Source organism: Chryseobacterium sp. C3, assembly GCF_014218905.1.
Lineage (GTDB): Bacteria > Bacteroidota > Bacteroidia > Flavobacteriales > Weeksellaceae > Chryseobacterium > Chryseobacterium mucoviscidosis.
This window is the reverse complement of the sequence record NZ_JACLCU010000010.1, coordinates 12,003-37,738: the sequence shown is the minus strand read 5'-3', so window position 1 is coordinate 37,738 and position 25,736 is coordinate 12,003. Positions and strand designations below refer to the sequence as shown.

At 37.8% G+C, this 25,736-nt stretch carries 20 protein-coding genes; 3 read left to right on the top strand and 17 right to left on the bottom strand.

Annotated elements, in window-relative coordinates:
* Window positions 1-6: 6 nt before the first annotated feature.
* The 17 genes from H6W53_RS19400 to tssO all read right to left on the bottom strand — a co-directional run bounded on the left by H6W53_RS19400 (window position 7) and on the right by tssO (window position 22,464).
* Window positions 7-2,046 carry a type VI secretion system Vgr family protein gene (locus H6W53_RS19400; RefSeq protein ID WP_185209065.1) on the bottom strand — a complete coding sequence of 680 codons (2,040 nt, stop codon included), beginning with the start codon at window positions 2,044-2,046 and terminating at the stop codon, window positions 7-9.
* A 246-nt stretch (window positions 2,047-2,292) separates the two neighbouring features.
* Window positions 2,293-2,700, bottom strand: a complete 408-nt coding sequence (tssD, locus tag H6W53_RS19395) for a type VI secretion system tube protein TssD (protein ID WP_084196398.1) — start codon at window positions 2,698-2,700, stop codon at window positions 2,293-2,295.
* 368 nt (window positions 2,701-3,068) lie between these two features.
* Window positions 3,069-4,061: a DUF2931 family protein gene (locus tag H6W53_RS19390; protein ID WP_228457840.1), complete on the bottom strand. Its 993-nt coding sequence runs from the start codon at window positions 4,059-4,061 to the stop codon at window positions 3,069-3,071.
* A 58-nt stretch (window positions 4,062-4,119) separates the two neighbouring features.
* Entirely contained in the window at window positions 4,120-5,799 is a 1,680-nt protein-coding gene (locus H6W53_RS19385; RefSeq protein ID WP_185209063.1) for a T6SS phospholipase effector Tle1-like catalytic domain-containing protein, read from the bottom strand.
* Window positions 5,800-5,801: 2 nt separating this feature from the next.
* Window positions 5,802-7,739: a type VI secretion system Vgr family protein gene (locus H6W53_RS19380; protein WP_185209061.1), complete on the bottom strand. Its 1,938-nt coding sequence runs from the start codon at window positions 7,737-7,739 to the stop codon at window positions 5,802-5,804.
* 42 nt (window positions 7,740-7,781) lie between these two features.
* Window positions 7,782-8,654: a lytic transglycosylase domain-containing protein gene (locus H6W53_RS19375; protein WP_185209059.1), complete on the bottom strand. Its 873-nt coding sequence runs from the start codon at window positions 8,652-8,654 to the stop codon at window positions 7,782-7,784.
* A gap of 48 nt (window positions 8,655-8,702) precedes the next feature.
* Window positions 8,703-11,198, bottom strand: a complete 2,496-nt coding sequence (locus H6W53_RS19370) for an ATP-dependent Clp protease ATP-binding subunit (protein WP_185209057.1) — start codon at window positions 11,196-11,198, stop codon at window positions 8,703-8,705.
* Between the two features lie 258 nt (window positions 11,199-11,456).
* Window positions 11,457-11,861: a type VI secretion system tube protein TssD gene (tssD, locus tag H6W53_RS19365; RefSeq protein ID WP_076392041.1), complete on the bottom strand. Its 405-nt coding sequence runs from the start codon at window positions 11,859-11,861 to the stop codon at window positions 11,457-11,459.
* 189 nt (window positions 11,862-12,050) lie between these two features.
* Window positions 12,051-13,013, bottom strand: coding sequence for a hypothetical protein (locus H6W53_RS19360; RefSeq protein WP_185209055.1), 963 nt, complete (start codon window positions 13,011-13,013; stop codon window positions 12,051-12,053).
* A gap of 266 nt (window positions 13,014-13,279) precedes the next feature.
* Window positions 13,280-13,807: a hypothetical protein gene (locus tag H6W53_RS19355; protein ID WP_185209053.1), complete on the bottom strand. Its 528-nt coding sequence runs from the start codon at window positions 13,805-13,807 to the stop codon at window positions 13,280-13,282.
* A gap of 152 nt (window positions 13,808-13,959) precedes the next feature.
* On the bottom strand, window positions 13,960-15,219 hold the full coding sequence (locus H6W53_RS19350; protein WP_185209051.1) for an SH3 domain-containing protein: 1,260 nt from the start codon (window positions 15,217-15,219) through the stop codon (window positions 13,960-13,962).
* Complete coding sequence (locus H6W53_RS19345) at window positions 15,212-17,347, bottom strand: DUF5675 family protein (RefSeq protein WP_185209048.1); 2,136 nt, start codon at window positions 17,345-17,347, stop codon at window positions 15,212-15,214. Before H6W53_RS19345 ends, H6W53_RS19350 begins: the two co-directional genes overlap by 8 nt.
* Window positions 17,348-17,367: 20 nt before the next feature.
* The gene (locus H6W53_RS19340) at window positions 17,368-17,871 is read right to left on the bottom strand and encodes a DUF4280 domain-containing protein (RefSeq protein WP_185209046.1); all 504 of its coding nucleotides are present in this window, start codon (window positions 17,869-17,871) and stop codon (window positions 17,368-17,370) included.
* 93 nt (window positions 17,872-17,964) lie between these two features.
* A complete protein-coding gene (gene tssR / locus H6W53_RS19335) occupies window positions 17,965-20,364 on the bottom strand; it encodes a type VI secretion system protein TssR (protein WP_185209044.1) in 2,400 nt (799 codons plus the stop codon).
* A gap of 54 nt (window positions 20,365-20,418) precedes the next feature.
* Window positions 20,419-21,327 carry a PKD domain-containing protein gene (locus tag H6W53_RS19330; protein ID WP_076392027.1) on the bottom strand — a complete coding sequence of 303 codons (909 nt, stop codon included), beginning with the start codon at window positions 21,325-21,327 and terminating at the stop codon, window positions 20,419-20,421.
* 61 nt (window positions 21,328-21,388) lie between these two features.
* Window positions 21,389-21,916 carry a type VI secretion system transmembrane protein TssO gene (locus H6W53_RS19325; protein ID WP_185209042.1) on the bottom strand — a complete coding sequence of 176 codons (528 nt, stop codon included), beginning with the start codon at window positions 21,914-21,916 and terminating at the stop codon, window positions 21,389-21,391.
* 11 nt (window positions 21,917-21,927) lie between these two features.
* Window positions 21,928-22,464 (bottom strand): type VI secretion system TssO, encoded by a 537-nt coding sequence (gene tssO / locus H6W53_RS19320; RefSeq protein WP_087712125.1) that lies wholly within the window; start codon window positions 22,462-22,464, stop codon window positions 21,928-21,930.
* Between the two features lie 180 nt (window positions 22,465-22,644).
* Here tssO and H6W53_RS21685 point away from each other — a divergent pair, with 180 nt between their 5' ends.
* The 3 genes from H6W53_RS21685 to H6W53_RS19305 all read left to right on the top strand — a co-directional run bounded on the left by H6W53_RS21685 (window position 22,645) and on the right by H6W53_RS19305 (window position 25,673).
* Window positions 22,645-23,316 carry a LuxR C-terminal-related transcriptional regulator gene (locus tag H6W53_RS21685; protein WP_185209040.1) on the top strand — a complete coding sequence of 224 codons (672 nt, stop codon included), beginning with the start codon at window positions 22,645-22,647 and terminating at the stop codon, window positions 23,314-23,316.
* A gap of 140 nt (window positions 23,317-23,456) precedes the next feature.
* Window positions 23,457-23,747 (top strand): HU family DNA-binding protein, encoded by a 291-nt coding sequence (locus H6W53_RS19310; RefSeq protein WP_027388329.1) that lies wholly within the window; start codon window positions 23,457-23,459, stop codon window positions 23,745-23,747.
* A 366-nt stretch (window positions 23,748-24,113) separates the two neighbouring features.
* The gene (locus tag H6W53_RS19305; RefSeq protein WP_185209039.1) at window positions 24,114-25,673 is read left to right on the top strand and encodes a ribonuclease E/G; all 1,560 of its coding nucleotides are present in this window, start codon (window positions 24,114-24,116) and stop codon (window positions 25,671-25,673) included.
* The last annotated feature ends 63 nt before the right edge of the window (window positions 25,674-25,736 follow it).

The following is a 25,736-nucleotide window of genomic DNA, read 5'->3' as shown; positions in this document are numbered from 1 at the left end:
GAAAAATTAATTTATAAATGCATCTCCACCATCGATTTTCGTAGGGCCTCCTCCAATATGGTTTGCCGGTGAAGAGACATCAATTCCCTGAGACGCCGCAATTCCGATTCCTTCACCTCCGATCCCGATAATTTTTCCCTTTACGATGATTGTTCCGTCCGAATTTAATGTAATTGAACTTGCTCCGGTTTTAATGGTTACATTGGTATCGCATTCCAAACTGATATTTCCGGCTTTATCCATCGATATTTTGGAATTTGCACCACCACCTTCTTTACTTCCGACATTGATAATATTGGTACTTCCCGCATTTACTGTATTGGCAGTTCCTACATTGACAGTTTTGTTGAGATTCGCATTGGTAATCGCATTCCCCGCACCGTCAAATTTCATATTCGCGCCACCCTGATCGGTAAGAAAAACAGAACCCGCTCCGTCGTCCAGTTCGAGCTTATTTCCGCTTCGGCTGCTTAAGCTTTTAATATTATTTTCTGCACCACCACCTGCGCCAATTGCGCCGTGAAACATTCCGCCCATCACGAAAGGTCGATCGGGATGCTGATGAACAAAATTAACGATCACCTGATCCCCGACTTCAGGAACTGCCATAAAACCACGGTTTTTATTCACTTTATCGCTGCTTCCCGCATCTGGAGTCATTACTCGGATGTATTCTGTAGTAGTTGCGCCGTTTTGCCAGTCGAATTGTACCCTTACTCTTCCCTGATTCATCGGATCTGAGTTGGAAATTACTTTGGCAAACTGAGGTTCCGCCTTTGGCAACTGAAATTCAGGGCGCGGAATAAATCCTGTGTCTGAAGCAATCGCTTCGAAAGTTCCGGTATAATATCCTCTTGCGTCTACTTCATGATTAACTTCAATAATCATTAATTTGGTAAAATAAGCGGTTGCGTTCGTATCGGTTTTTCTCATCTCAATATCAGCGATACAACCCGGATAAAGAAAGGGAATGGTAGTTTCACCCGAAGTTATAAAAACATCGGAAGCTTTACTTCCGGCGGTTCCTTTCTGTGAGGCATCAATATCCATAAAAGAGGCTGCTTTAATGGGAGCAACTCTTAAAGATGGCGTCGTAAAAGTTCTTTCTGAAATTTCATACGCTCTTTTGGCAATATCTGAGGTGTGACTGATTTTGGAATTCCCCGTTGTTAATTTTTCGTTTTTACTGCTGTTGTAGCCGTAGAATGTAGGATTTACGTGCTGTGCTTTCATTTTGATCTTCACATCATTCACGCTGCTTCCGTAGGTAAGCTTTACAGGTTTTTCCTGTGGAGGAAGCTTTCCGAAATGCAGCACTTCACCGTCATAAAAAAACTGTTCGCCATAGGCTTCCGCAATTCTTGCCAGATAATTGTAGTGGGTTTCTTCATACTGAGAACTGTAGGAAACATTTCCGTGTTGTGCATCTACGCGAAAATCGAATTTTCCCTGTCCAAAACCTTCTTTAATCACCTCATTGGCAATGCTGTTCAGGCTGATTTCCTGCGCACCGCCAAAACTCTGAATATGAGGAGCCGCATCCAGCAGAACCGTCGGACTGCATCCTGTAAGAACGATATTTCCGAGGCTTCCTTTTTCCTGACTGAATCCAACTTCTGTGATAACTCCTACAAAGCTTCTTTCCGGACCGTCTTCGAGGTCTTTATATTTAAAAACTACGGTAATTCTTTTACCTAAAAAATTCTGGGCTGCTTCCAGATTATGATTTTCTGCGCTTCCCAATGTATCGTGAGCTAATAAAAGACTGAATTCATGATGTCTTGTTGCGCTTTGTTTTAACTGAAAGTGTTTAAAATGCTTTACCGCTTTTCCCTCAACAACAATATCCAGCTTTACCACGCGGTTGATTCCCTGAATCTGACTTTCGGGAATTGCCTTTGCATTATGTATTTTCGAAGTCGGTTGCTGAGACCAGAACTTTTCATCCACCAATAAGGGTTTGTTGGGCTGTAAATTTTCATTCATCAGCATTGAAGATTCTCCTGTTGAAGAAGGCGTTTTGGGCATATTTTCATCCTTAAACATAGCCTGATATTTTGTGATTTGATGTGTTTTATTTTTAAATGCAAAGATTTATCTAACCTCACATTAATTAAATTTTTATTCTCTAATTTCAATGTAAACTTTTATTTTTTAGAGATTTTAAAGAATTACTTTGAAAAATGATGAAAAAAATTTAGTCCTAAAAAGAAAAACAGAATAGCCACTCTTCTGAGCCGTGCTATTCTGTAACCAATTTTATTTTTACTAAGATGATTGTTGTGTTTTGAATTACTTAGCTCCCGGCCATAAACCTTCATACTTAGAATTTCCATAGTCGATGGTTTCTGCGCTGATGACAAAGCTGATGAGCATACTGTTTTCATCCACTGCATCGAAATCCACTTCATGCTGGATTACATATCCGTTTTCCCAACCCAGAGTAATTAAGGTTCCTTCTTCGTGGGATTTGTTGAATGTAATTTCGCCTGTCGTTGGTTTGTATTTCCCGTTAAGTAAGCTTTCTAGGATGTCGGATTTTTCTGTAGCTTCTACTGTAACCTTAATCAGTGCATTGGAAGGATCTGATGCTACTCTGCCTGAAACGTCCGTAGATCTCGAAACACTGTAGTTCAGCTTTAATAATTTTTGTCCTTCGCCGCCGTTGAATTTTAAGATTCCTCTTGAATTTGCTGCCATGATTCGTAAATTTTAATCGTTAATATTTTGTGATTTGGTTGATTTGGTATTCCAAAGATAGGGCACCTTTTCTGAACCTGAAAGGAATTAAACAGTAATCTTAGTTTTTGTAGTAGTTCTACGACTTCATGTAGTAATTCTACGATTAAAGAATTATATTTTAAATTAAAGTACTATTAATCAATTATTTAAATACTTAAAACGCAATAAAAATCAAACAAATTTACACACTAAAAAGAGAAATATTAAGATTTAATTAAGATATTTTTACTATTTCTTAACGGTTAGAAATTGAAATTAAAACAAGAATTCCGATGAAAAAAATTTTCACCGGAATTCTATAAACTAAACTGAGAATTGAATTATTTTTATTGATAGGAGTCGTGAAATTCTCTTTCTGCCCTGAATATTCTTATGCTGTCTGCTTTAATGGGCTGATTGTTAATGAAAATATCAAAACTGCTGTTGTCTTTTGCCACTTTAAAATCCAACTGAAAGTCTTTTCCTGCTTTTTCGAACTCACTGTTGAGCCTTTCCCAATTGAAATACGCTCTTCCGATAAACTGTTCGCCTTTTGCTGTTTCCCAGATAAAATTCAGTTCTTTCGGAACCGCTCTTTCTCTTGAAGGAATTTTATCGATCCACGAATGGAGAATAACTTCTTCTTCGGCGTTGTAATAACTTATATTGGATTCAAACAGTTTAAAAGCCGGATTTTCTGAAGTAATTTGTGGTTTCCAACTGTATTTTTTTCTATAGTCTTCCCATTCTTTAGGTTCCGCATCCAAAAATCTGTTCTTTTTCATTTCTTCACGTGTTACCGAAAGTTTCGAAAAAAACTTCTGTTCAAGCTGCTGATCATCTTTTACGATTTCAGCCTGAAATTTTCCCAGCTCAATCTGAACAGCCCGGAATCTGAGCCATACTACAACCATTCCTTTTGGAGCAAAACCAAAAACAAGCGTTGTAAAACTGTTGTAAGGATTTTCTGCGCTGCTGTATTTTTCATTCCTTCCCAGATTTTTATATTCTTCCAGAGGTTTATTGTAAAAAGAAGCTTCGCGCTGCGCATACGCACGCTGCATGTAGTCTTTGATTTTTTCCACCGGAAAGTCTGCCTTCAGATGATAAAAAGTATCTTCGTATCTGGAAAAATAAGTAACATCTATTCCGATGGGAATTCCGTGCTGTTCCGTCCAGCCTTTCCCGGAATTCCCCCATGTTCCCGACGAACTTCCATAAGGCAGACTCGCGGGAACACCTTCCAGAGTGATGATTTTATCTTCCACTGGCGTTACAATCATATTGTTATTCGGACTGCTTATTTCCACGTTAAATTCCGGCAATTGTTCTTCTTTCATTTTCTGGCAACTTATATTCTGAAAAAGGAGGATTAAAAAAAATACTATTTTTATCGTTTTATCCATTCTGTATGTTTCTTTTGCGGTATTGTGCAGCCAATGCGCCTCTTCTTTTCGGGGCATTGTCGTTGGGTCGTGCATCCAGACCGATCTGGTTGGCCTTTACAGACCAGTGAAGATATTCGTTTCTTAATTTTTTAAGATCTTCTTCCTGAATGTGACCTAAATACGAAATCGCTTTGATATCCTGTTTGTATTTGGCAACTGAAGGTTTTTTTCCGGCTTTAAAATCTTCTACATACTTATTTCTGAGTTGGTTACACGCATTGGTATATGATGAAAGCTGACTGTAAATTCCGGTTAAAAAAGAATCTGTTATTTTATGATTTTCGTTGATGAGATCTTCAAGATATTTCACTTCATGCTGTCTGGAATAATGAAACATCTGGTTCAGCGGGATTTTATCATATTTATTGGACAAGTTTCTGGTTCCCACCAAGCCATAATACATCGATATTTTATTCCACCACCGGTCGTAGTTCACATCTTTTTGCCTGAAAGATTTAATTTCCAGCTGCTCATCATGATACCACCCTTCCTCTACTACAATTTTTTTAAATGCTTCGCATTCTTTGTGGGTAAATACATTATTGTAGGGATCGTAAGAATCGCAATATAAAACAGAAATTTCATCTCCTTCTCCGTAAGATCCGCCAATATCGGAATGAACTCCGGGAAGGGTAAACTCCAGTCCGTATAAACCTGTGCTGTCGATATTCGTTAGATCAAAATTATCTCTGTATTCGTCATCTGAAGCAAGCTGAAGAACAAAATTTACTTTTCCGCCTCCGATGGTATCTAAACCAAGCTGTTTGGTATCATCATCAATCCCGAAACCTCCTCTGTGATTGAGTCCGTAAGAAGCAACCGTATCATACAATCCTGCAAAACGGAATCTTATCTCTTTAACCTCAAGATCCTGCGCCAGAAGACAGGCTCCGAAATATCCGTGCCGCATGATGAACTGCGACTTGGAGCCATCTTTATCCTTTATTGTAACCGTTTCATTATTGATGAATTCGGGAGGAAAAACCTGTAACGTTTCCTTTCCCAAAGCATAAGAAATTATTCCCGGAGAGTTTGCAACGTGTATAAAATGTCTCGCCGCCGCAGCTCCTCTACTGAAACCAAAGACATTTACGGTAAGAACCCCGATCGGTTTCGTGTTATTTTTAAGTTTATTTACGATGGCTTCTGCTCCTTTTTTACAACCTTTTGCCACTTTTGCCACGACTCCTGTATCTCCGGTTCCCTGCGCAACACCTTTTAAAATGCTGTCACTTTTTCTGTCCTCTGTTCCGATTCCCTCAATATACCATGAAACCTGATTCTGTGCATTCGGATCGATAGAGTCGTAACCGCGCGCAACGTTCGTAAACTCATTGTTGTAGCTGTCGTCTTTATCGCTGCTTGCTTCTTTGAAATCTCCGCCAAGCCGGGTATTGGTTTTGTTATTCTGGGTTCCGTCAAAAAAAAGATTCAGGCTTATATCGATGGTATTAACGGGTTTATCATCGGGATTAATGGTTTCTGCTTTGTTATAGCTTACACCCGTTCCGTTTCCTTTCTGTTCCACGGTTGCCGCACTGTTATGACTGATGCCTTCTTTGGCAAAGGTTTTATGATCTCCATCAAAACGGGTGACCGCTTTCCCTTCTACAAAATATTCAATGCTCATTTTTAGTGATTTTTAGATTTCTCGCCACTATTGTTCTGAACTTCTTTTTCTGCGTGATGTTCCACTTTTCCCTGACTGTTGACCTCAACGCCTTTAAGGCTGGTTAATTTATGCTCTTTTTCGCCATAGACTTCCATATCGCCTTTTACGTAATGACTCATTTTTCCGACCACATTGGTCATGAAATCGGCTCCTGTAGAAAGATATTTCATAGAACCTACACTTTCGGTATGATTTGCCATAATGGTATCAGATTTATTCATTCCGACATTGGTGCTCATATTTTCGCCGACGTTAATGTTCATGTTCCGGCAGTTGAACGTCATGGTTTCAGGAGCTGTAATGGTGATGTTGCTTCCGGTGGTGTCTAAATGAATTTTATTTCCTGATTTGTCAGTAATCACGATGCTTTCATCCTCTGTAAAAATAATTCTGTGACCGCTTCTCGTCTGGATAGATTTCACTCTGTTGTCCACACCGCCGCCGAGACCGACTCCGCCATGAAACATTCCGCCCATCACAAAAGGTCGGTCGGGATGACTGTGAACGAAATTCACCATCACCTGATCCCCCACTTCGGGAATCGCGACGTAACCTCTGTTTTGGTTCACCTGATCGGTTCCTCCCGCATCGGGACTCATCATTCTGATAAAATGCGTTGTATCATTGGTTTGCCAGTCGAATCTTACCTGAACTCTTCCCTGTCCTTCCGGATCTGTATTGGAAATTACGGTAGCAATCTGCGGTTCGGCTTTTGGAATTTTAAATTCGGGTTTAGGTAAAAATCCGGTGTCTGAAGCAATTCCTTCGAAGCTTCCTTTGTAATGACCGATGGTATCAATTTCATGAGTAACTTCCGTCACCATGATTCTCGTAAAATAATCGGATTCGTTGCTGTCTAATTTTCTCATCTGAACATCCACCACACAACCCGGATGCAAAAAAGGAACGGTTGTATTTCCTGAAAATGAAAATACGCTCACCGCTTCACTTCCCGCCGCACTTTTCTGAGAATATTCCACATCAAGATGAGTGGAAGCTTTAATGGGCGCAACCTGTAATGCAGGGGTTTTATATATTTTTTCGTTGTGGGAATAAGCTGTTTTTGCCAAATCTCCCACATGCTGAACCGGCGTTTCACCCGAAGTCAGTTTTTCATGTTTACTGCTGTTGTAACCGTAAAACTGGGGTTTTGTGTGTACTGCTTTTAATTCAACCTTAATATCATTGGCGCTGCTCCCGTAGGTTAATTTGATCGGTTTGTTCTGTGGCGGAAGTTTTCCGAAATGCAATACTTCGCCGTCATAGTAAAACTGTTCGCCATACGCTTCAGCCATTCTTGCCAGATAATTGTAGTGCGTTTCGTCATACTGACTGCTGTAAATAATCTGCGAATAATCGTTGGTATCCACTCTCACATCAAAACGGCTGGAATCGATCCCTTGTTTGATGACTTCGTTGGCAATGATTCCCATATTAACGGGTGAACTTCCGCCAAAACTCTGAATATGCGGTGCTCCATCAAGTAAAATGGTGGGACTGTAGCCTGTTAACACAATATTTCCAAGGCTCATTTTCTCCTGACTGAAACCTACTCCTGTAATGACTCCGACAAAGGTTCTTTCGGGGCTGCTTTCAATATCTTTGTAGGAAATAACGGCTGTTAAACGTTTTCCGAGAAATTTATTGGCTTCTTCGAGGGTATGAGTCTGTCGGTCGCCTAAAGCATCGTGAGCCAATGTCACGCTGAATTGGTGGTGGCGTTTTGTGCTTTGGGTGAGTTGAAAATGCTTGTAATATTTAATCACTTTTCCTTCGATCACGAGAGAAAGTTTTACCAGACGGTTGATTCCTGTATGATGATTCTGGGAAATTCCGTCTGCATTCTGCGATGGGCGGAAGGAAGGATTCTGTACTGTATCTTGTGATTCTGTTTTCATATTTCCTGTGATTTGGTAGGTTAAACATGATCGCTTAGTGTTCTACTGTGCGGTGTTTTGTGTATTTCCTTCTTTTACGGATCTTGAAAGAATTTTAGTTTTTCTCAATAAAAAATCGGGCATCAGATCGGTAGGAAGGTATAAAGTGCCTTCTCCTTTTTTCTGAAGTTCATCGTTGATATTTGGATTCCATGAAAGTAATTTATCTACATCTACATCCAGTTCATCAGCAATGATGTTGAGATTGAATCCTGCATTGATCTCGGTTTCTGCCAATTGCCCATTGTTTTTTCCGCTTCCTCCTTTTACGAAGAAAACGGTGTTCATTCTTGAGGAATTATAGTTTGCCAGAACATTTTGGAGTTCTCCGGTTGCGTAGCATGCATTCAGATATTTTTTAACATGATTGATGGTTTCTTCCGGCAAAAACTTACAAAAAATATGGTATTGAGTAGAGTTTGCAGCGGTCATGGCTTTGGCAATATTTCCTTCTCCGCAGTTGTAAGCAGCCACTACAGTGATCCAGTTGTTGTATTTTTTGTAGAGATTGGCTAAGGAAACTGTTGCTGTTTTTGTGCTTTTGTAAATATCCGTTCTGTTCTGTTCGGTTAATCCGTATTGATTGGCGTGAGCGGTCATAAATTGCCAGACTCCCACTGCTCCGGCTCCGGAAGCTATATTTCTGTTGAAATGGGATTCTATTAAGGCTAGATTTCTCAAATGCCTCGGCAAACCTTTCTGAACCAGAGAATATTCAATAAAATCTACAATTTCTCTGTTGGCATTAATGATGCTTTTGTATTTCTTCACACTGCTTTCCGAAGTATCGGAAGCAGCAAGAAACTGTGCGTTCGTAAAATGAGAACACAACAATACCATTGCGGTTAGAAAAATATTTTTGAGATTTGGGTTCATTGTTTTTATGCTTTTGTGAAAAGTTTTTTAAACAGATTCACTATTTTCTTACTCTACTTTCCAGCTCAGTTTTTCTTCTTCGGAATTCCAGTTGACATGAATGGTTTGTCCGGCTTTTACTTCTTCTCTTACGATCATTTTCGAGATCGGTCTTGACAATTGAGAACGTATCACTCCTGAGATTTGTCTTGCTCCGTATTTGCTGCTGAATCCGCCCAATGCAAGATTTTTCACGGCTTCATCGGAGATTTTCAGGCTCATTCCCAGTCGCGCTAAAGAGTTGTGCAGTGATTTTAACTGAATATTAAAAATTCTCTCGGCGATAGATTCTGTAATTGGCGCAAAAGGAATAATTTCTGTAATTCTTGCTAAAAATTCCGGTCTGAAACGTCCTGAATTCGACATAATCTGCATTAGGGATTTTGATTCCGGGATTTTTCCTTCTTCAAACTGTTTTACGATTTCTTCGCTTCCGATATTTGAGGTAAATAAGATCAGGGCATTGCTGAAATCGCCTTCTTTTCCAAGTTTATCATGAACTTTTCCTTCGTCCATGATCTGTAAAAAGACATCAAAAACCGAATGATGGGCTTTTTCAATTTCATCAAATAACACCACAGTGTAAGGCTGCTGTCTTATTTTGTTTACGAGCATTCCTCCTTCTTCGTAACCTACGTATCCGGGAGGCGCACCGTACAAAAGTGCGGCCGAATGTTCTTCCTTAAATTCAGACATATCGAAACGAACCATTGCTTTTTCGTCGTTGAAAAGGAGTTCTGCCATCGATTTTGCCAGCTCGGTCTTTCCTGTTCCTGTTGGTCCCAAAAGGAAGAATGATCCAATGGGCTGTCCCGGTTTATTCAGTCCGCTTCGGTTTTCAACAATTGCATCGGAAAGGATTTTTAAAGCATGATCCTGCCCTACAACACGGTTCATTAAAAGAGATTCCATATTCAGCAGTTTCTCTTTTTCCTGCGCCTGAATTTTCCCGATCGGAATGTTTGTTTTTGCCGCCATTACCGCCGCGAGTTCAAGACGGTCTACTTTTTCTCTTTTTTTTGAGGCGTGCTGCAAAAGTTCGGCGTAGCTGTCTTCAATAATTTTCTGAATCTGTTCCACCGGCATGGAATTGTCGATTTGTGGCTGCTCACTTAAAGAACCCCACAAAATCGGACTTATTTTGTCTCTCAGCAGATTGTAATTCCAGATCAGTTCGTCTGCTTTGTCTTTTTCATCGAAATAATCTTCGCTCTGAAGCTTTTCGTAGGTTAATTTCCAGCTTTCCAGTTCTTTCTCTGAAAGTTCGTCGAGCATTTTAATCGCCGCCATGGTTCTGTCTAAGAGATCGATTGCTGCATCGGGAAGTTTTTTCCCTTTAGCATATCTTTTTGCAAGACGGACACATTCCGGAAGGGCAGTTTTCTCTACTTCAATTCCGTGGTGTTTTTTGTAACCTTCGAGTAAAACGTCGATCATTTTAACGCAGGTTTTTTCGTCCGGCTCATTTACCGTTAACACTTCGAATCGTCGGTTGAAAGCCTGTTCCGGCTCAATAATTTTTCTGTATTCTTCCTGAGTGGTGGCTCCGATGACGGTAATTTCACCTCTTGCCAGTTCAGGTTTAAGCAGGTTTGCAACGTTTCCGATGCTTCCTTTTGGATCTAAAAGGGTGTGAATTTCATCAATAAAAAGAATGGCTTTTTCTATCTTTTTACATTCGTTGATGACTTTTTTCAGACGGTCTTCAATTTCTCCTTTGTAAGAGGTTCCTGCCAGTAATGCTCCGGTGTCCAATTCCAGTAAGGTTCCGTTTTTAAGCATCTCAGGAACGTTTCCTTTGGTGATTTCAATGGCAAAACCTTCTACCAAAGCGGTTTTCCCGACTCCGGGTTCTCCGATAATGATAACGTTCGGTTTGCTTTTCCGGCAGAGAATTTCAACCAGCATTCTGAGTTCTTTGTCTCTTCCGATGATGTTTTCCAGTTCTCCTTTTCTCGCCTGAGCTGTTCTGTCTGTGCAATAGCTTTTTATGGAAGGAAAAGACGGGTCTGAATAGTCTGAACCGTTTGAAAATATGGAAGAAAATTCTCCGTTTTCCGAACTTTCGTAAGATGTATCTTTTCTGTACAGATTGAAAATTTCATGTTCTCTGAGAGGAAGGGATTTGAGCTGTTGTAACGTAAAAGCGACCTGAGGTTTTACAATTGCCGTTAGAATGCAGATCGGGGTAATTTCGTCCAGACCTAATTTCAGACGGATATCATCTGCTTCTTCCACAATACGATCTACTGTTTCATCTTCTCCGGTTTCGTTGGGAAGATGGGTGGTTTTAGGATAATCTTCAATGCGAACATCTGCCCATTCGTAGAAATATCCGGGATCTTTGTCGATGCTTTTAAGGAATTCGTTCAGCCCGATGTCTTTGTGCATGAGTGCCTGCAAAATGTGCGGAGCTCCATAGGTTGCATTGTAATTTTCCTTCGCGATGGATTGTGCTATATGAAATAGCTGCTTTACAGTCTCATTGGTAACTAATACTCCCATTGTACTATTCAGATTAATATTTGGTGTGTGTAATTTGGTGTTCTTCGGGTTTGGATTTTCCTTATTTTTAACTGGAGTGAATCTATAACCGTCTGAATTTTTATTGTTTACTAAGTTAACTGTTTTTTCTTAAAAACGGAAAATTATGTCTTAATAATGTGATTTAGAATGATTATTTTAACAAAATTTAATTAAAAATGGTAAAAAAAGACCGCCTTGTACGACAGTCTTTTGTATGAATACGATGAAATGAATATTTTAGCTTGATGGCCAAAGACCTTCGTATTTGGAGTTTCCGTAGTCGATGGTTTCTGCACTTACCACAAAACTGATGAGCATACTGTTTTCGTCTACCGCGTCGAACTCAACTTCGTGCTGAATAACGTATCCGTTGTTCCATGAAAGGGTGATTAATGTGCCTTCTTCGTGGGATTTGTTGAAGGTGATTTCTCCTGTTGTCGGTTTGTATTTTCCGTTCAGTAAGCTTTCCAGAATGTCTGATTTTTCTGTTGCTTCTACGGTTACTTTGATGAGCGCATTGGAAGGATCTGAAGCTACTCTACCGGAAACATCCGTAGATCTTGAAACGCTGTAGTTCAGTTTCAGCAATTTTTGCCCTTCTCCGCCATTGAATTTTAAGATTCCTCTTGAATTTGCTGCCATGATAGGTAAATTTTAATCGTTAATAATATTTTGTGATTCGGTGATTGTGTAACAAAGATAAAGCGGCAATCTCTCTTCCGAAAGTTTTTAAACAGCAATTTTAAAATTTGTCGTAATTCTACGATTTGATGTCGTAATTCTACAATTGTAGATTTAATAAAATCTTAAGAATCCTTTACTGTAAAATGTTTACGACAATTCTTTTAACACAAAAAGACTCGTATTTTTTACACCAAACTGAGAAATATTATATTTGATTTCGATCTCTTTTACTAATCCCGATTCAGTAAACAGTACATATTTTCCTTTGAAATCTTTATCTTCTTCCAATGGATTTATTTTCTGCTGTAGAATAATTTCCCGGTCATAATCCGCATTTTCCACCTGTTGCAAAAGCTGAATTTCTGTATGCTCTTCTCCAATTGACTGAGCCAAGTAAGATTTTCCGTTTCTAAAGCTGTTTCTTAGGTCGGCAAAATAATTTTTGATGAAAATATCGTCCTTCATTCTGCTGTGGAAAAGTGAAGGATTGAGAACAATCCGTTCGAATTCATCAAGATATATTTTGGCGTATTTATCGGGAAAAAGATCTTCTAAACGTTCTTTTATTTTACTAAAATGATCAGTTGTTTCTTTGGTTAGGGAAATAAATACAACTCTGCCTTTATAGTCGGTTTTTACCTCAACAGGATTCAGCGAACGGATGGATTCTGAAGCGAGATCTGCCATCATGCTTCCCGATTTTTCCGAAAAATTATTTTTGAAGAGGTGAAAAAAGTGAACATTGTCTTCTTTCCGAATCCACTTTACTGAAACGGTGTAAGAAAGTGCATTCTGTTTTTCTTCAAGCTCATTTTCTTCGGTTTCCCGGCTTTCAACAGTATAAATTTTAGCCAGATTTTCAGGATGGAAAGGAATGTGAGGATTTAATTTCGGACTTTTAAAATGAGCATCGTTGCGGCTGTTGTATTCCTTTATTTTATGAATATCAGGAATAAGAAGTTTTTTCCGCGGAACAAGGTCATCATCTATAAAATCTTCTCTTGCACAATGGGTATTGTGAAATTCTTTAAGGTATTTTGGATTTTCGAGATTAATTTCTTCAGCTATACTTTCCAGCGTTTCACCGGAAAGGATAAAATGAACGGTCATATATTTTGTTTTTTGGCTAAAACTAAGTTAGAAGAAATTTTTTAGTCAGCAAAATAGTTTTGCCGTTTTGATTATCTCGTTATTTAAGTATGATGTTTATGTAACGCAAGGTTCATAAGTTTTTTAATCCCAATCAATTCTTTGAAATCTGTAATGAGCATTCTATTCAGTAAGAATACAAACTTTTTAAAACCATTTTAAATTTAACCACAAAAAAACAGCGCCCGAAAATGGATGCTGTTTCTATTTCAATCATTAATTTTTGATTATTTCTGTCTGGTGAATTCCAGATATTTATCGCCGCATTGTGTGAAGTGTTCGAATTCGTTCATGGCATTTCCGTAATTCTGGATCACAATTTTGTCACCTTCATACACACCGCCAATTTCGCCCATCATAATGTTGGTGATCGCTCCTGTTTTTTCGTCGGTTTCTGCAGAAACATTTCCGGCAGCAATTATTTTTGTTTTATCTAAAATTTTAAACGTTGGATTTCCGTCGGTATTTTTAAATTCTATTGAAAATCTTGCACCTTCACAGGTTGTTGCGATAAATTTTCCTTCAACAGAAGTTTTGGAAACGGTCTTTTTTGTATCTTTTTCTTCCGGACTTTCTGCTTGTTCATCAGATTGTGCTGAATCTTTTTTCTCAACGGGAACTGCTGTTTTTTCAACAGGCTGAGAAACGGACATAGAATCCGCTTTTATTGCTTTGTTTTTTGTTTCATTTTTGGAGCAGGAAATGGCAAAAACCCCTGCCAGTAAACAAATTCCAATGATTTTTTTTGTAATCATAAGGTATACTTTTGACGTATTTATTAGATCAAAAATACCATAAATTTTAATCCGAAAATATTTTTATTTTAATTTAATTCAAAAATCCGATCTTTTAAAACAAAAAGGAAGTCATGGGTACATAACTTCCTTTATTTTTATTAATTTTATTATTAATGAGCAGATGTTATCCTGCTTTTATGCACATATCCTTTAGTGCCCTGTCTGGTTTTTACAAGATACCAGTCTCCGGAATTATCCAGAACCTCAACATTTTCACCTGAATTTATTTTTTGTAAAACCTGTGAAGATGTATTTTTTTCTTTCCGTAGATTCGTATAACCATCCGGATCCTGAATAAGGTACTGCTTCCCGTTTTCCGAAACTTTTTCTACCCTGCATTTTTTGCTTCTTTCATTTTCTTCCGGAATAGAATTTAATCTGTCTGACCAGCCGGATTTTGTAATATCGATATTCTGAGAAACATCACAAATGTACTTTACAGCATTTTCTGAAACATCAGACATGGTTTTATAAATAGTATTTCTCAAAATCCATGTATTATTTTCGGGAATAATATTAAATTCCTTTTCGTAAAAGCCGCGATCGGGAAAGTAAGTTTTCACTGTAAAACCTTTACTGTTGGCGATCGGTGTAATATCTCTGATGATATTTCCTCCGTCTTCAGAAAAATTCGTTGTCTCCAAATTCAGATCATAGCTTCCTGCTTTATTTCCTAAAAAAACAAATAAATCTTCGCCCTGATAAGCTGTACTGCTTACTAATTTATCCGGAATTCCATCTTTGTTTACGTCGAAAGTTTTTATGAAATAATTTTTGTTATTTTCATAGGTTTCAAACGATCCCCGCTTTTTTTCAGAGGAGATATTGGCAGATAAAAAACTATTGGCAAGCTGCTGTTTTTCTTTATTTAAATTTGAAATAAAATCCGAATCTTTTTTAAATCCTGATCCGCTATCAAATAAAAATGACAAAACAGACTTTGCATCATTATCTGAAAGAGAATTGATAAGATGATATCTTTTATTTTCTTTAATATACTTTACGGCACTATTCTGAAAATACGCAACTGCATCAGCCTGCCAAATACCTCCTTTTGATATATCAATGATCTGGCTTTCGTATTTATTGTATTTTGGCTGTTTAATAAGCGAAAACCAATAGTCAAGATATTTATTGGCATTATTATAAAGTGGTTCTGCAGTATCTTTTTCATCATCCCATCCAAAAGTATTTTTAAAACTTGTAAAATCTTTAGGAAAACTGTTCAGAAAAGCTGATTCTTCTTTATTTTCGAGTGACGTTGTAAGCGTGGTAACTTTTTCACTAATATCTTTATTAGCATTTTCCTGAGACGGACTTTTGCACGAAAATAATACGGCAAATGACATCAATAAATACAATCTATTCATACGCTTGTGAAATAATAATTTTAGCATCTTTTATGCCAATTTCTTCTACATAGTCAAATATTTCCTTTAATTTTACTTTACTACCTCCCACAAAGTCTTTGGATTTGGTAGAACCCGGTAATAAGCACCCTTCGGTGTCATCCGCTGTATTTCCGGAATGTATTAAAATTGCTCTTGATTTTGATACTACATCGTTATATAATTTTAACCCTTTTTTTATTTTCGTTCCGGCATGCCACTCCAAATTGTATGTACCGACGGGAACTCTTTGTTCAATTCCCGAAACGGTAGTATCGGGACCTTTTTCCTCAAGAATATAACCTTTAATTTCCGAATTATCAATTGTAAATTCTCCGATTGTAGATTTGTTCGTCTGCCATTTTCTGGTTAATCTAATCGTTACAGAAGTACTTCCTGAAGATGCAGCCGTTTTTTTCTGGTCTTTATTTACACAATCCTGAGGATACTTAAAAATATTCTTTAAAGTTAATACATAATTTCTTCTTTCCTGCAGTCCGTTAGAACCTCCATTTACTAAATAACTTATTAAATCTACTTTATCGTCATCTGCAATTAATCCTAAATTTACGGTACCATATTTTCCGCTTGTTTTTCCGTCTGTGTAAGTAATTGTTTCTTTAGGATAATCCGGATTCTGAATCTTTACGTATGCAGGAGGATCGGCAGGTCCTTTCCATCTTTTTCCTACTCCTAAAACTTTTCCCTGCTTCCAGTACCAACCGGCAGAATCACAGGCATTGGACAGATTGTTTGAAATCTTGTCATAGTCCTTTACACAATCAATTCCGCTGTATGCTTTGTAGATTTTATAATTACTCTCCCAGGTTAATTGCATTAAGCCTCTTCCAAAATAAGGTTTATAATCTTTTTTAGTAGCATACTCTAAAGTTGTTCTTAACCGGTCTGTCTCATGATAAACCTGCGCCAGAAAATGAAGCTTTCTTAAACATGTATTAATCTGATATTTTGTAAAAAGGCTATTCAACTGAGTTCTTAATTTTTCAATCGTCTTATCTTCTTCCGGCAATTCACAATTACTGGCACCGAAAAGTGCATAGCCGCTGTCTTTTTTAACTCTTGGCTCACTATCTCTAAGTCCTTTAATAATTTTTTCAAATTCTTCAGCGGTAAAATCCCTGTTGCAAAAACACTTTCCTTTTTTATCTGAAGCCTGTTTTTCCGTATGATCTACCACACTCTTTGTTTTACCTTCAGGTTTGGCAGCCGTAGGTTTTTTATCCGGTTTTACCGTTCCTTTGGATTCTGCCCAGTCCCAAAGTTCATTCCATGTATTTCTTACGGTTTCTGTGAAGGAATCAAATATTCCGCTGGTTTCTTTTTTAGAATCTGGTTTTGAAGCGGCGGGCGAACCGGTGGCTTTTGGCGTGGATTTCGGAGCCTGAGACGGCTGAACAGGCGGTTTGTATTCAGGATTTTTTATCACGCGGTTTTCACTTGCGTGCTTTCTGTCTTTGTAATATTCTACCGTTACATAGAATTCCAGTTCTTTAGGATCTCTTTCTCCTTGTGAAGCTTTCTGCATCAAAGCTTTAGTAAGTATGAATTCTGCGGTTGCAGTTCCGGTTCTGCTTACAACCGCTTCTTTGCTGTCTACAAATTTATTCTTAGAATTATGTCCTTCTCCGGCTGCATCATCTTCCCAAAGCGTAAACAGCAGTTTTTTACCTGCAAGATTTACGCACTGCGCGCTGGCTATAAGCTTTTCCTGATAACTGAAAACGGTTCCCGGAGAATCGTCTGCATAGCGCAGTTCCACTTTATTGATCTTTGGAATTTCTCCTGGTTGCGGAGTAATATCAATGGTGGTACTCCCTTTTCCTTCAGGACTATGAAGATAAGCTTCCAGACGATAGGTATTTTTGGCTGCAACTTCTCCGAATGTAAAACTTCCGTCCCCCACTTTTTTGATGTTTGTTGTGGTAAAACTTCCGTCGGGACGTTTTTTAAAAAGCTCCCAGGTTACCAAAGCAGGATTTCTTTCTCCTGAAGGTGTAGCAGGATACCAGTCCGTAACCATGTAAGTTGTTTTTTCGCCAACTACAGGATTTGGATTTCCTGAGATCTTTGAAACTCCTTGTTTAGACATAGAATGTTTTTTGGAATTAATTAATAGGCATCAATTTCATTTTCAAGAACGGTTTCTTTAAAATCCTGCATTTTCACTAAAGGATTGATGTGCTGAACGGTTTTGTTATCCGCATTTTTCACATTCTGCTTGCTCATTTCTCCACGCTGTCCGTGATCTTTGATGGTAATTTTACCTCCGATTACACATTGCAGTTCAGAAAATTCGGTGACGATCTTTTTGCCCATAATGGTTACTTTGTCGTATGTTTTCTGCCATTTTCCGGCAGGCGCATAAGAGCATGGCAAATAGCCTCCTGAAGTAGGTTTCAGTTTACATTTTCCAAAACTGGGACCGGATGGATTAAACTGAAGATCGTCTTCGGTAACGCCAAGAAAATCTGCATTACCCTCGGAATCGTTCCAAAAATGTTTCTGATGGGAAGTAACTTTGTACTGCGGGAACTGATCACCCTGATTACACTGGGCTTTGCCTTTCCGGACAACAAAATATTTGCCGTCATGAGGTGATGATTGCTGTGACATATTTACGTGATTTGGGTAATCCAAAGATAAAAAATTTACATTAAAAAATAAAAAAAGCAGAAAAATATTTTCCGCTTTTCTGTTTATAAATAATTAATGTTGAGTATATTCCGGTTCTTCAACGGGCATCATGGTCGGCATAAAATATTCATTCAGCCAGTAAAAAGTCTGTCCGTTCTGCTCAATTTTCACCGCAGGATCATTTCTGTGAGACAACATTCTGTCGGCTAAATCTTTGTAATGTTTAAAATAGGTTTTTACCGTTTCATTGGTCACAATTTTAGATTTTTTCCAGCCTTTCAGCATATATTTCGACATCAGTTCTTCATCAGAATTATCAAAACCTGTACTTATTCCCACCGCGTAAGACATCGGCTGTTTGTAAAGATCACTTTTATCTAAAAATTTCAGAGTAGGGTTGTATTTTTTCAGCAGTTTCACGTACTCGTTAATCGCTCTGGACTGGCTAAAATCTGATCGTTCCGCTCCTGTATTCTGATAAACTTCGGTGTAGAAAAGTTTTAAATTGTCAAATTCTTTCTCAGAAATTAAAATTCCTTTCTCTAGTCCCGGTTTGTAGTCTTTCAGTTCTTTCGGAATGTAACCTTTCACCAGAAACGGATTTCCGTAATTGATGAGCTGTGCGGCAATTCCTGCCGGAACTGGATTGGTAAGTCCCGGATAAAGATATTTGTATTTTACATCCACATCCGTTCTTCCTGCTCCTACTGATGAATGGAAATAATCGTTTAAAGATTTATCCAAAGTCGTATTATCAAGAGTAACCTGCGCAATCAGACTGTCGACAGATTTTTTAAGATAACCCGGCTTCGCGATATCTCCTTTTTTAGGAAAAATTACAAATCCCTGTGCCATACTCTGCTTTGGATAATCGAGTGAGAAAAAGCCTTCATCTCCTTCAATAAGACTGAAATTATTTTTCGTTAAAACATCATTCTGATTAATAATTTTCTGTTTTTTCAGTTCAGCGATATTTTTTGCCGTATTCGTTACCACATTTTCTGCCATCAAAACAAAATCATTGTAGGTATCGGATGATCTCGCGCTGGTCTGAAACATGATCAGTCTCGCCTGGGCCTGCGTTAAAGAATTGATGACTCCGTACATATTTCCGCCCTGACTGGACGATGTTCCCACCGTTATGACAATATTGGTTTCATCCGGAACGTTGGATAAGAGGTTTCCGGCTGCCATTAAACCTTCGTTTACGGGCTGATAACCACTGTTGCTTACACAATTCATCTCATTGCTTTTCTGATCGATGAAGGTGGTGATTTTGCTGTAATCTGTGCTTAAATTTGAAACCGCCACATTGTCTCCACACGAATTATTTTTGTACAAAACCACTCCGTATTTTACCTGATTAAAGTAAGACGGTTTCTCGAATCTCAACTGTAAATCCTGTAACAAAGATTTAACAATCGGAGCATAAGGTGCATTCGGAGCACTGATGTCTAAGGCAAATACGATATTTATTTTTTTATTTTTCTCTGTAATCTCGCGGTAACGGTCAAAATAAATCGGCTCTCCCAATACATTGAAAACGTAATTTTTGCTGTAATCTAAAATATTGGTAAAATACTTTGTTTTGGAATCCGGAGTGGGTGGTTCATTTAAGGGTAATGTTACTGGAAAAATATTTTCAAGCGGTGTTCTTTTGTTTACATCCGTTAATAAAACAGCGGTTCTATTTTCGGTTTCGTTTCCTCCCGGAGAACCTTCATGAATTCCCAGCGTGGTTTCTGTAATTCCTGTGGTATTTTTCATTTTTACGGCAGAACGTTCTCCCCATGTCGAAACTACGTTGGAGCTTACCCATCCGTAGAGACTTGTACCGATGCTGTCGATATCAATGTTTGGTTTTTTACCCACCAGAAATCTTTTGTTGTTTTCTGCCTGTTTGTAGACGTATACGATCTGTCCGTTCGGAATTTTCACATCTGCCTGTTCAATAAGACTTGGCGAATTGAAAACCATGATGGAATCGTTCTTGTAATATCTTTCTGAGTTTTTGATGACTTCACTGTTGCTCGGAACAATGGCTACTCTTACCGGAAAGCCTGTCTTTTCGCTTTTTAAGGAATTGCTCCATAAAAGAAGATCAGATTCCGGAATCCAGCCATAGGTTTTGATCTGTTTGGAAGATACTTTTTTCATGAGTGCATCCGGAATATATTCTGCAACTTTTACCATTCCGTCGCGGTTTTTTAACACCATTAAAGGCTCTAAAAATTTAACTTCTTTATAAGATTTCTCATCGCTTTTATCGAGATATGCGGTATTTCGGGATCTGTCTGATATGGCAATCCACGGAACTGATTTTTTAGGAAAACCGGTGACGACCGGTGAATTATCAACCTGTCCGTAATGGGTGGGTTCGGGAGTTCTTTTCGACGGCAGTTTTACCTGACAGCTTACTAGTACTACTGAAACTCCGATATAATATGCTGCTAAAGGAAGTTTATTTTTCATCCTGATTTATTTAATGATTGGTGTGTTGGTTCAAGAAAATTTCTGAACGGAAAATTATTTACTTTGGTTAATATCAACTTTGGTTACGCAGTTCTGCGCATCATCGAAGTTCACTTTCACGGTCTGGATCACCATGTTTTTATCAAACTGAAGTCCTGCACAGTACATATAAAAATTATTGACTTTGCTGTCACTTACCTTTACCACGGTATTTTCATTGTTGCACAGATAGGTTCTCAGTAAATAATTGTAGTGCATATTGAAGCTGTTTCCGTTGGCAATCTGCTGAAGATGATATTTAAAATCATTATCTATTTTAGCATAAGCATCTTCTACACTTACTTCTTCTTCAAGCGCATCATAAGCGGGAAGAATTTTAATCTGATGAAGAATAGGCTCTGCGCTTTCGTCGGTGTAAAGTGTTACGACATAATCTCCCGGCTTTTTGTAGGAATAGATTGCCATTTTATCTTTGGAATCGATATTTCCGGTTTCTCCGAACTTCCAGGTAAACTGTTTGGCATCGGAAATTGCGCGGAACTGTACGTTTTCAAACTGCATTGCCTGAGTCTGTGCGTCGATTAAAGTTCTTGTTTTTGCAGAATCTACCGGCTTCGGAATTGATCTCGCGGAAACCATTACAGGAAAAGATTTGGAATATTTATTATCAATAATCAACGTTACCTGATAATATCCCGGTCTGTTGTAAAAGTGGAAGCCGCTGTTTTTATCGCTTGAAGTTCCGTCTCCGAAGATCCATTTTTTGGTTTTCGCAAACTGGGTTTTATCTTCAAACAAAAGAGTGTCTCCTACTTTCAGGGAAGAGGGATAAACAACCCCTACAATATCATCTGCGGAGTGTATTACCTTCTTCTGCAGCCACAATGCAACCAATGCTGCGATGAGCAGCGTCGCAATAACACCGATGATAATGTTTTTTTTGTTTTTTTGAAAATAATTCATAGTTAATGATTGTGTGATGTGTATGTTTTATTTGGTGTGTTGTTATGAAAAGTGATAAAATTTACTGAGTCCGTGCCTTTAAAGCGGTTTCCCTCTGAAAAAGCTGACTTTTCTTTTCTTTGAAACCTATGGAGCATTCTTCAAACTGTTTTTCGAAACTTTTAATGTTTTCTGTTTTGCTGGAAATTAATTTTTTATCGTTGAAATACATTTTGTAGAATTTCGCAATCTGCGGATATGCATCTTTTCTGATGTCTGAAATATTATCTCCGTTCTGGAAGTAATTGGCAACGTCGTTAATTCCGTACATAATATTGCTTTCCACGAAAGGCTGCGGCGATTCGTCTGTCAGCTTATTAATCATAGAAAAGGTACTGTCTAAGGTTTTGTAGGAAAATTTCTGCTTCTGATCGAATTTTGCCTTTTCTTCAAGATTCTGTACCGAGATCATGTCTTCGTATGAAAACGGAGATTCAAAACCTTTTAAAAAGATAATTGCCAGAAAAATAAGCGCTGCAAAAAGCATTAAGATCAAATATAAAAACTGATAATGCCTTTCTTTTTTCGATAGTGTGATTTGTCCCTGCATAATTTTAGTTTTTATCTTCTTCGTCGGCTTCCCGAAAATTTTCTTGTAGGATCTACCCTGAGTTCGTGGTTTACAATGCCTACTTTACCGCGGCATTCGCTGAGATCCCGTAAAGCATTCTGCTCTTTGTAGGAAACATTTACAATCTGATTTTTCAGTGCAAGCATCGGCTCAATCTGCTTCATGAGGATGGAATAATGCTTAAAATTATCGGCACTGTCTTTTCCCATGATGTTTTTGGCATCTCTTACGTTATCCATGATGTAGTTGCGGAGGAAAATATCGTTATCCACTTTATTGATGTCGAGCTGATCCATACGATACATGATGCTGTCGACGTGAATTCTGAGAAGGTCGCTTCTGGTGAGCAGTTCGCGGTAGTCGTCTGCCTGTTTTTTGATTCCTTCCCGCTGGATATCATAGCTTTTAAAAAAGAAAAAGACACAGATGAAGGATACACCTGATAAGACAATGAATGATAGAACAAATTTCCAAATGCCTACCCTAACGTCTGCTTTGTTTAGTTTTTTCTCCCTGATCGAAGACATATTTTGTGATTTGGTTTGGTTCTGTGAAATTATAAAAAAATAATTTATGCACAAAATTTAAGTTTTTACATTAAATAATTCTATTTTTCGAATTAAATTAAGATTAATTTTCACTTTCAGCATATTTTCCTAATTTAGTGATCTGAATTTTAATTATCATCCACCAAATCGATATTAAAAGTGAGCAAAATATTAACCAATACTGTGCGATTTTCTATTGCCGACAGTGATTTTTATTTTAAGAAAATCATGATCAAGACGCTGACAGAAAATCCGTTCTACATGCTTCTGAACGACTGCAACAACGGGCATGAACTGATCAGCAGGAATTACAGAAGGCAGGAAGATGTATTTATTGTAGAGCTTTTTATGCCTGTTCTCAGCGGGCTGGAAGCCATTAAATACATCCGGAAAAGCGATTATGAAACCCCGATTATTACATATTCCGGAACTTATCAGGAAGATATGGCGGAGATTCTTTCTAAAATTCCCAACATTTTTTACTGCCAGAAAAAAAGTACGATTATTAAAGAAATCATCAAAGGAAAAATTACCTCAGACAGTTTCGATTATGAAGCGTACACAAAACAGTGGGAACAACAGCCTTTGGCGGTAATGGATTATATGAACCGCCAGAAAAAAAGCCAGGAAGAGCTTTCTCCTACAGAAATTCAACTGATGAAATTCTGCTATGAAGGCTTCAGTAACAAGGAGATAGGAGAAAAACTGAATCTCAGCACAAGAACAATTGATACGTATATCAACCGTCTTACAGAAAAGCTCGGATTAAAGACAAAACTTCACCTCATCCGCTTCTGTGTGGAGAATGGTTACTACAATTCCAGTATGTAATGGTGACTTAATATAATATGCTTACAGAATAAATACTGAGTTCTCAACCTCTTATCAAAAAATATTTTACCACTAATTTGCTAATATTCAATTTTTTTAACTAAATTTGCACACCTAAAATTTAAAATTAAAATAAGGAAATGACAAAGGCAGAATTGGTAAACACCATCTCAAATAAGTTGGGAACCGAAAAGAATGAAACACAGAAAGTTGTAGAGGCATTTATGCAAGAAATCAGGACTTCTATGTATAATGGAGATAACGTTTATCTAAGAGGTTTTGGATCTTTTATCATTAAAACAAGAGCAGCAAAAACAGGAAGAAACATCTCTAAAAATACTGCCATTGAAATCCCTGCTCATAACATTCCTGCTTTCAAACCATCAAAATCTTTTGTGGAGAAAGTAAAAACGAAAGTTACAGTAAAATAAGACATTAACTGAATATTAACTAGTTACTAAAAAATTATAATTATGCCAAGCGGAAAGAAAAGAAAAAGACACAAGGTTGCAACTCATAAGAGAAAGAAAAGAAGAAGAGCAAACAGACATAAGAAGAAATAATCTCTTTTTCTCGGGATTTACAATATAAAGATATAGTTGGTGATTTTAAATTTTAAAGCCTCACCGACTATATTTTGTTTTGCAACTATAAGATGTCTAAGGAAAAGAACGTTTTATATTTTATCAAAAAAAAATATCATTCATTCAATTGTTATGCTTAACTTAAGGTTAAAATTTATTTGATGAAAAAAACACTCTTTTCCTACAATCTTAACAATTTTATCTTACAACAAAATGAAGAAAGAACTAATAGTTTCGCATGAGGATGATCTTACAAAGATTGCACTGCTGGAAGACGGAAGACTATGTGAACTTCATGAGCAAGAGGACAAAAGCGATTTTATAGTTGGAGATTTGTTTGTTGGGAAAGTAAAAAAACTGGCACCTAACCTTAATGCAGCTTTCGTAAACATAGGATACGAAAAGGATGCCTTTTTGCATTATCAGGATCTGGGACCACAGTACCTTACGTACAGAAAGTTTTTGCGAGATACGATTTCCAAAAAACAGAATACTTCGAGCTTAAAAAATTTCGAGATACAACCCGAAATAGACAAAAACGGAACAGTAGACAAGGTAATCGCCAAAGACGATCTTGTTCTGCTACAGATTACCAAAGAACCCATTTCTACCAAAGGACCGAGAATTTCCACTCAGGTTTCTTTAACAGGGCGTTTTTTGGTACTTATTCCTTTCGATAACAAAGTTTCGATTTCCAAGAAAGTAAAAAGCTTTGAAGAAAAAGAGAGACTGAGAACCTTAATCGAAAGCATCAAGCCTGAAGGATTCGGTGTTATTATAAGAACCGTTGCCGAAGGCAAAAAAGTTGCAGACCTGCACAATGATATGAATCAGCTGATTCAGAAGTGGGAAACAACCTTCAAAAATATACAGAAGAATAAAGTTCCGTCCAGAGTTTTAAGCGAAGACGATAAAGCTTCAGCTATTTTAAGAGACAACTTCAACCAGGATTTCGTGAGCATTACCTGCGACGACGAACAGATGGTGGAAGAGATGAAAAACTATCTGGAAGTTATCGCTCCGGAAAGGAAAAATATTGTCCATTTTTACGATTCCCATATTCCTCTTCTGGAATATTATAATGTTGAAAAACAGCTCAAACAAAGCTTTGGAAAACACGTCAATATCCCAAGCTCAAAAGGCGCTTATCTGGTGATAGAACACACAGAAGCACTTCACGTAGTCGACGTTAACTCCGGAAACAACATCACAACCGGAACTGCCGTAAATAAAGAACACGCCTTAAAGGTGAATAAAATGGCAGCAACTGAGATCGCAAGACAACTGCGTCTCCGTGATATGGGTGGAATTATTGTGATCGATTTTATCGACATGCCAAACCCCGAACACAGAAGAGATCTGTACGAACATCTGAAGGAAGAGATGAAGCGTGATAAAGCCCGCCATAAAATCCTTCCGCCTAGTAAATTCGGGCTCATTCAGATTACCAGACAAAGAAACCGTCCGGAAAAACAGATCGACACTAAAGAAGAAAACCCGAACAAAGACGGAGAAATCGTAGCTCCGATCGTGATCGTGGAAAGAATGGGAGAAACCCTGAGAACCATTATGCAGAAGGAAAAAGGAAAACTTTATCTGCATGTACATCCGTTTGTGGAAGCTTACCTTACGAAAGGAATTAAAAGCATCCAGATGAAATGGTTTATGAAATATAAAAAGTGGGTAACCGTTATTCCAAGGGATTCTTTTAAATATTTAGAATACAGAATTTACAATTCCAATAAAGAAGAATTGATAGGATATTCTAATTGATACAAAATTTTAAACCTCTGGAAAACCAGAGGTTTTTTTATATATTTGTATCAGATTACACAA

Bases quoted from the DNA above. Each gene is read 5' to 3' on its own strand.
- H6W53_RS19325 (WP_185209042.1), bottom strand. From the start codon at position 21,916: ATGCAGGGACAAATCACACTATCGAAAAAAGAAAGGCATTATCAGTTT.
- H6W53_RS19330 (WP_076392027.1), bottom strand. From the start codon at position 21,327: ATGAATTATTTTCAAAAAAACAAAAAAAACATTATCATCGGTGTTATT.
- H6W53_RS19350 (WP_185209051.1), bottom strand. From the start codon at position 15,219: ATGAATAGATTGTATTTATTGATGTCATTTGCCGTATTATTTTCGTGC.
- H6W53_RS19310 (WP_027388329.1), top strand. From the start codon at position 23,457: ATGACAAAGGCAGAATTGGTAAACACCATCTCAAATAAGTTGGGAACC.
- H6W53_RS19400 (WP_185209065.1), bottom strand. From the start codon at position 2,046: ATGTTTAAGGATGAAAATATGCCCAAAACGCCTTCTTCAACAGGAGAA.
- tssR (WP_185209044.1), bottom strand. From the start codon at position 20,364: ATGAAAAATAAACTTCCTTTAGCAGCATATTATATCGGAGTTTCAGTA.
- tssO (WP_087712125.1), bottom strand. From the start codon at position 22,464: ATGTCTTCGATCAGGGAGAAAAAACTAAACAAAGCAGACGTTAGGGTA.
- H6W53_RS19360 (WP_185209055.1), bottom strand. From the start codon at position 13,013: ATGACCGTTCATTTTATCCTTTCCGGTGAAACGCTGGAAAGTATAGCT.
- H6W53_RS19375 (WP_185209059.1), bottom strand. From the start codon at position 8,654: ATGAACCCAAATCTCAAAAATATTTTTCTAACCGCAATGGTATTGTTG.
- H6W53_RS19345 (WP_185209048.1), bottom strand. From the start codon at position 17,347: ATGTCTAAACAAGGAGTTTCAAAGATCTCAGGAAATCCAAATCCTGTA.
- H6W53_RS19305 (WP_185209039.1), top strand. From the start codon at position 24,114: ATGAAGAAAGAACTAATAGTTTCGCATGAGGATGATCTTACAAAGATT.
- H6W53_RS19380 (WP_185209061.1), bottom strand. From the start codon at position 7,739: ATGAAAACAGAATCACAAGATACAGTACAGAATCCTTCCTTCCGCCCA.
- tssD (WP_076392041.1), bottom strand. From the start codon at position 11,861: ATGGCAGCAAATTCAAGAGGAATCTTAAAATTCAATGGCGGAGAAGGG.
- tssD (WP_084196398.1), bottom strand. From the start codon at position 2,700: ATGGCAGCAAATTCAAGAGGAATCTTAAAATTCAACGGCGGCGAAGGA.
- H6W53_RS19390 (WP_228457840.1), bottom strand. From the start codon at position 4,061: ATGAAAGAAGAACAATTGCCGGAATTTAACGTGGAAATAAGCAGTCCG.
- H6W53_RS19385 (WP_185209063.1), bottom strand. From the start codon at position 5,799: ATGAGCATTGAATATTTTGTAGAAGGGAAAGCGGTCACCCGTTTTGAT.
- H6W53_RS19340 (WP_185209046.1), bottom strand. From the start codon at position 17,871: ATGTCACAGCAATCATCACCTCATGACGGCAAATATTTTGTTGTCCGG.
- H6W53_RS19370 (WP_185209057.1), bottom strand. From the start codon at position 11,198: ATGGGAGTATTAGTTACCAATGAGACTGTAAAGCAGCTATTTCATATA.
- H6W53_RS19355 (WP_185209053.1), bottom strand. From the start codon at position 13,807: ATGATTACAAAAAAAATCATTGGAATTTGTTTACTGGCAGGGGTTTTT.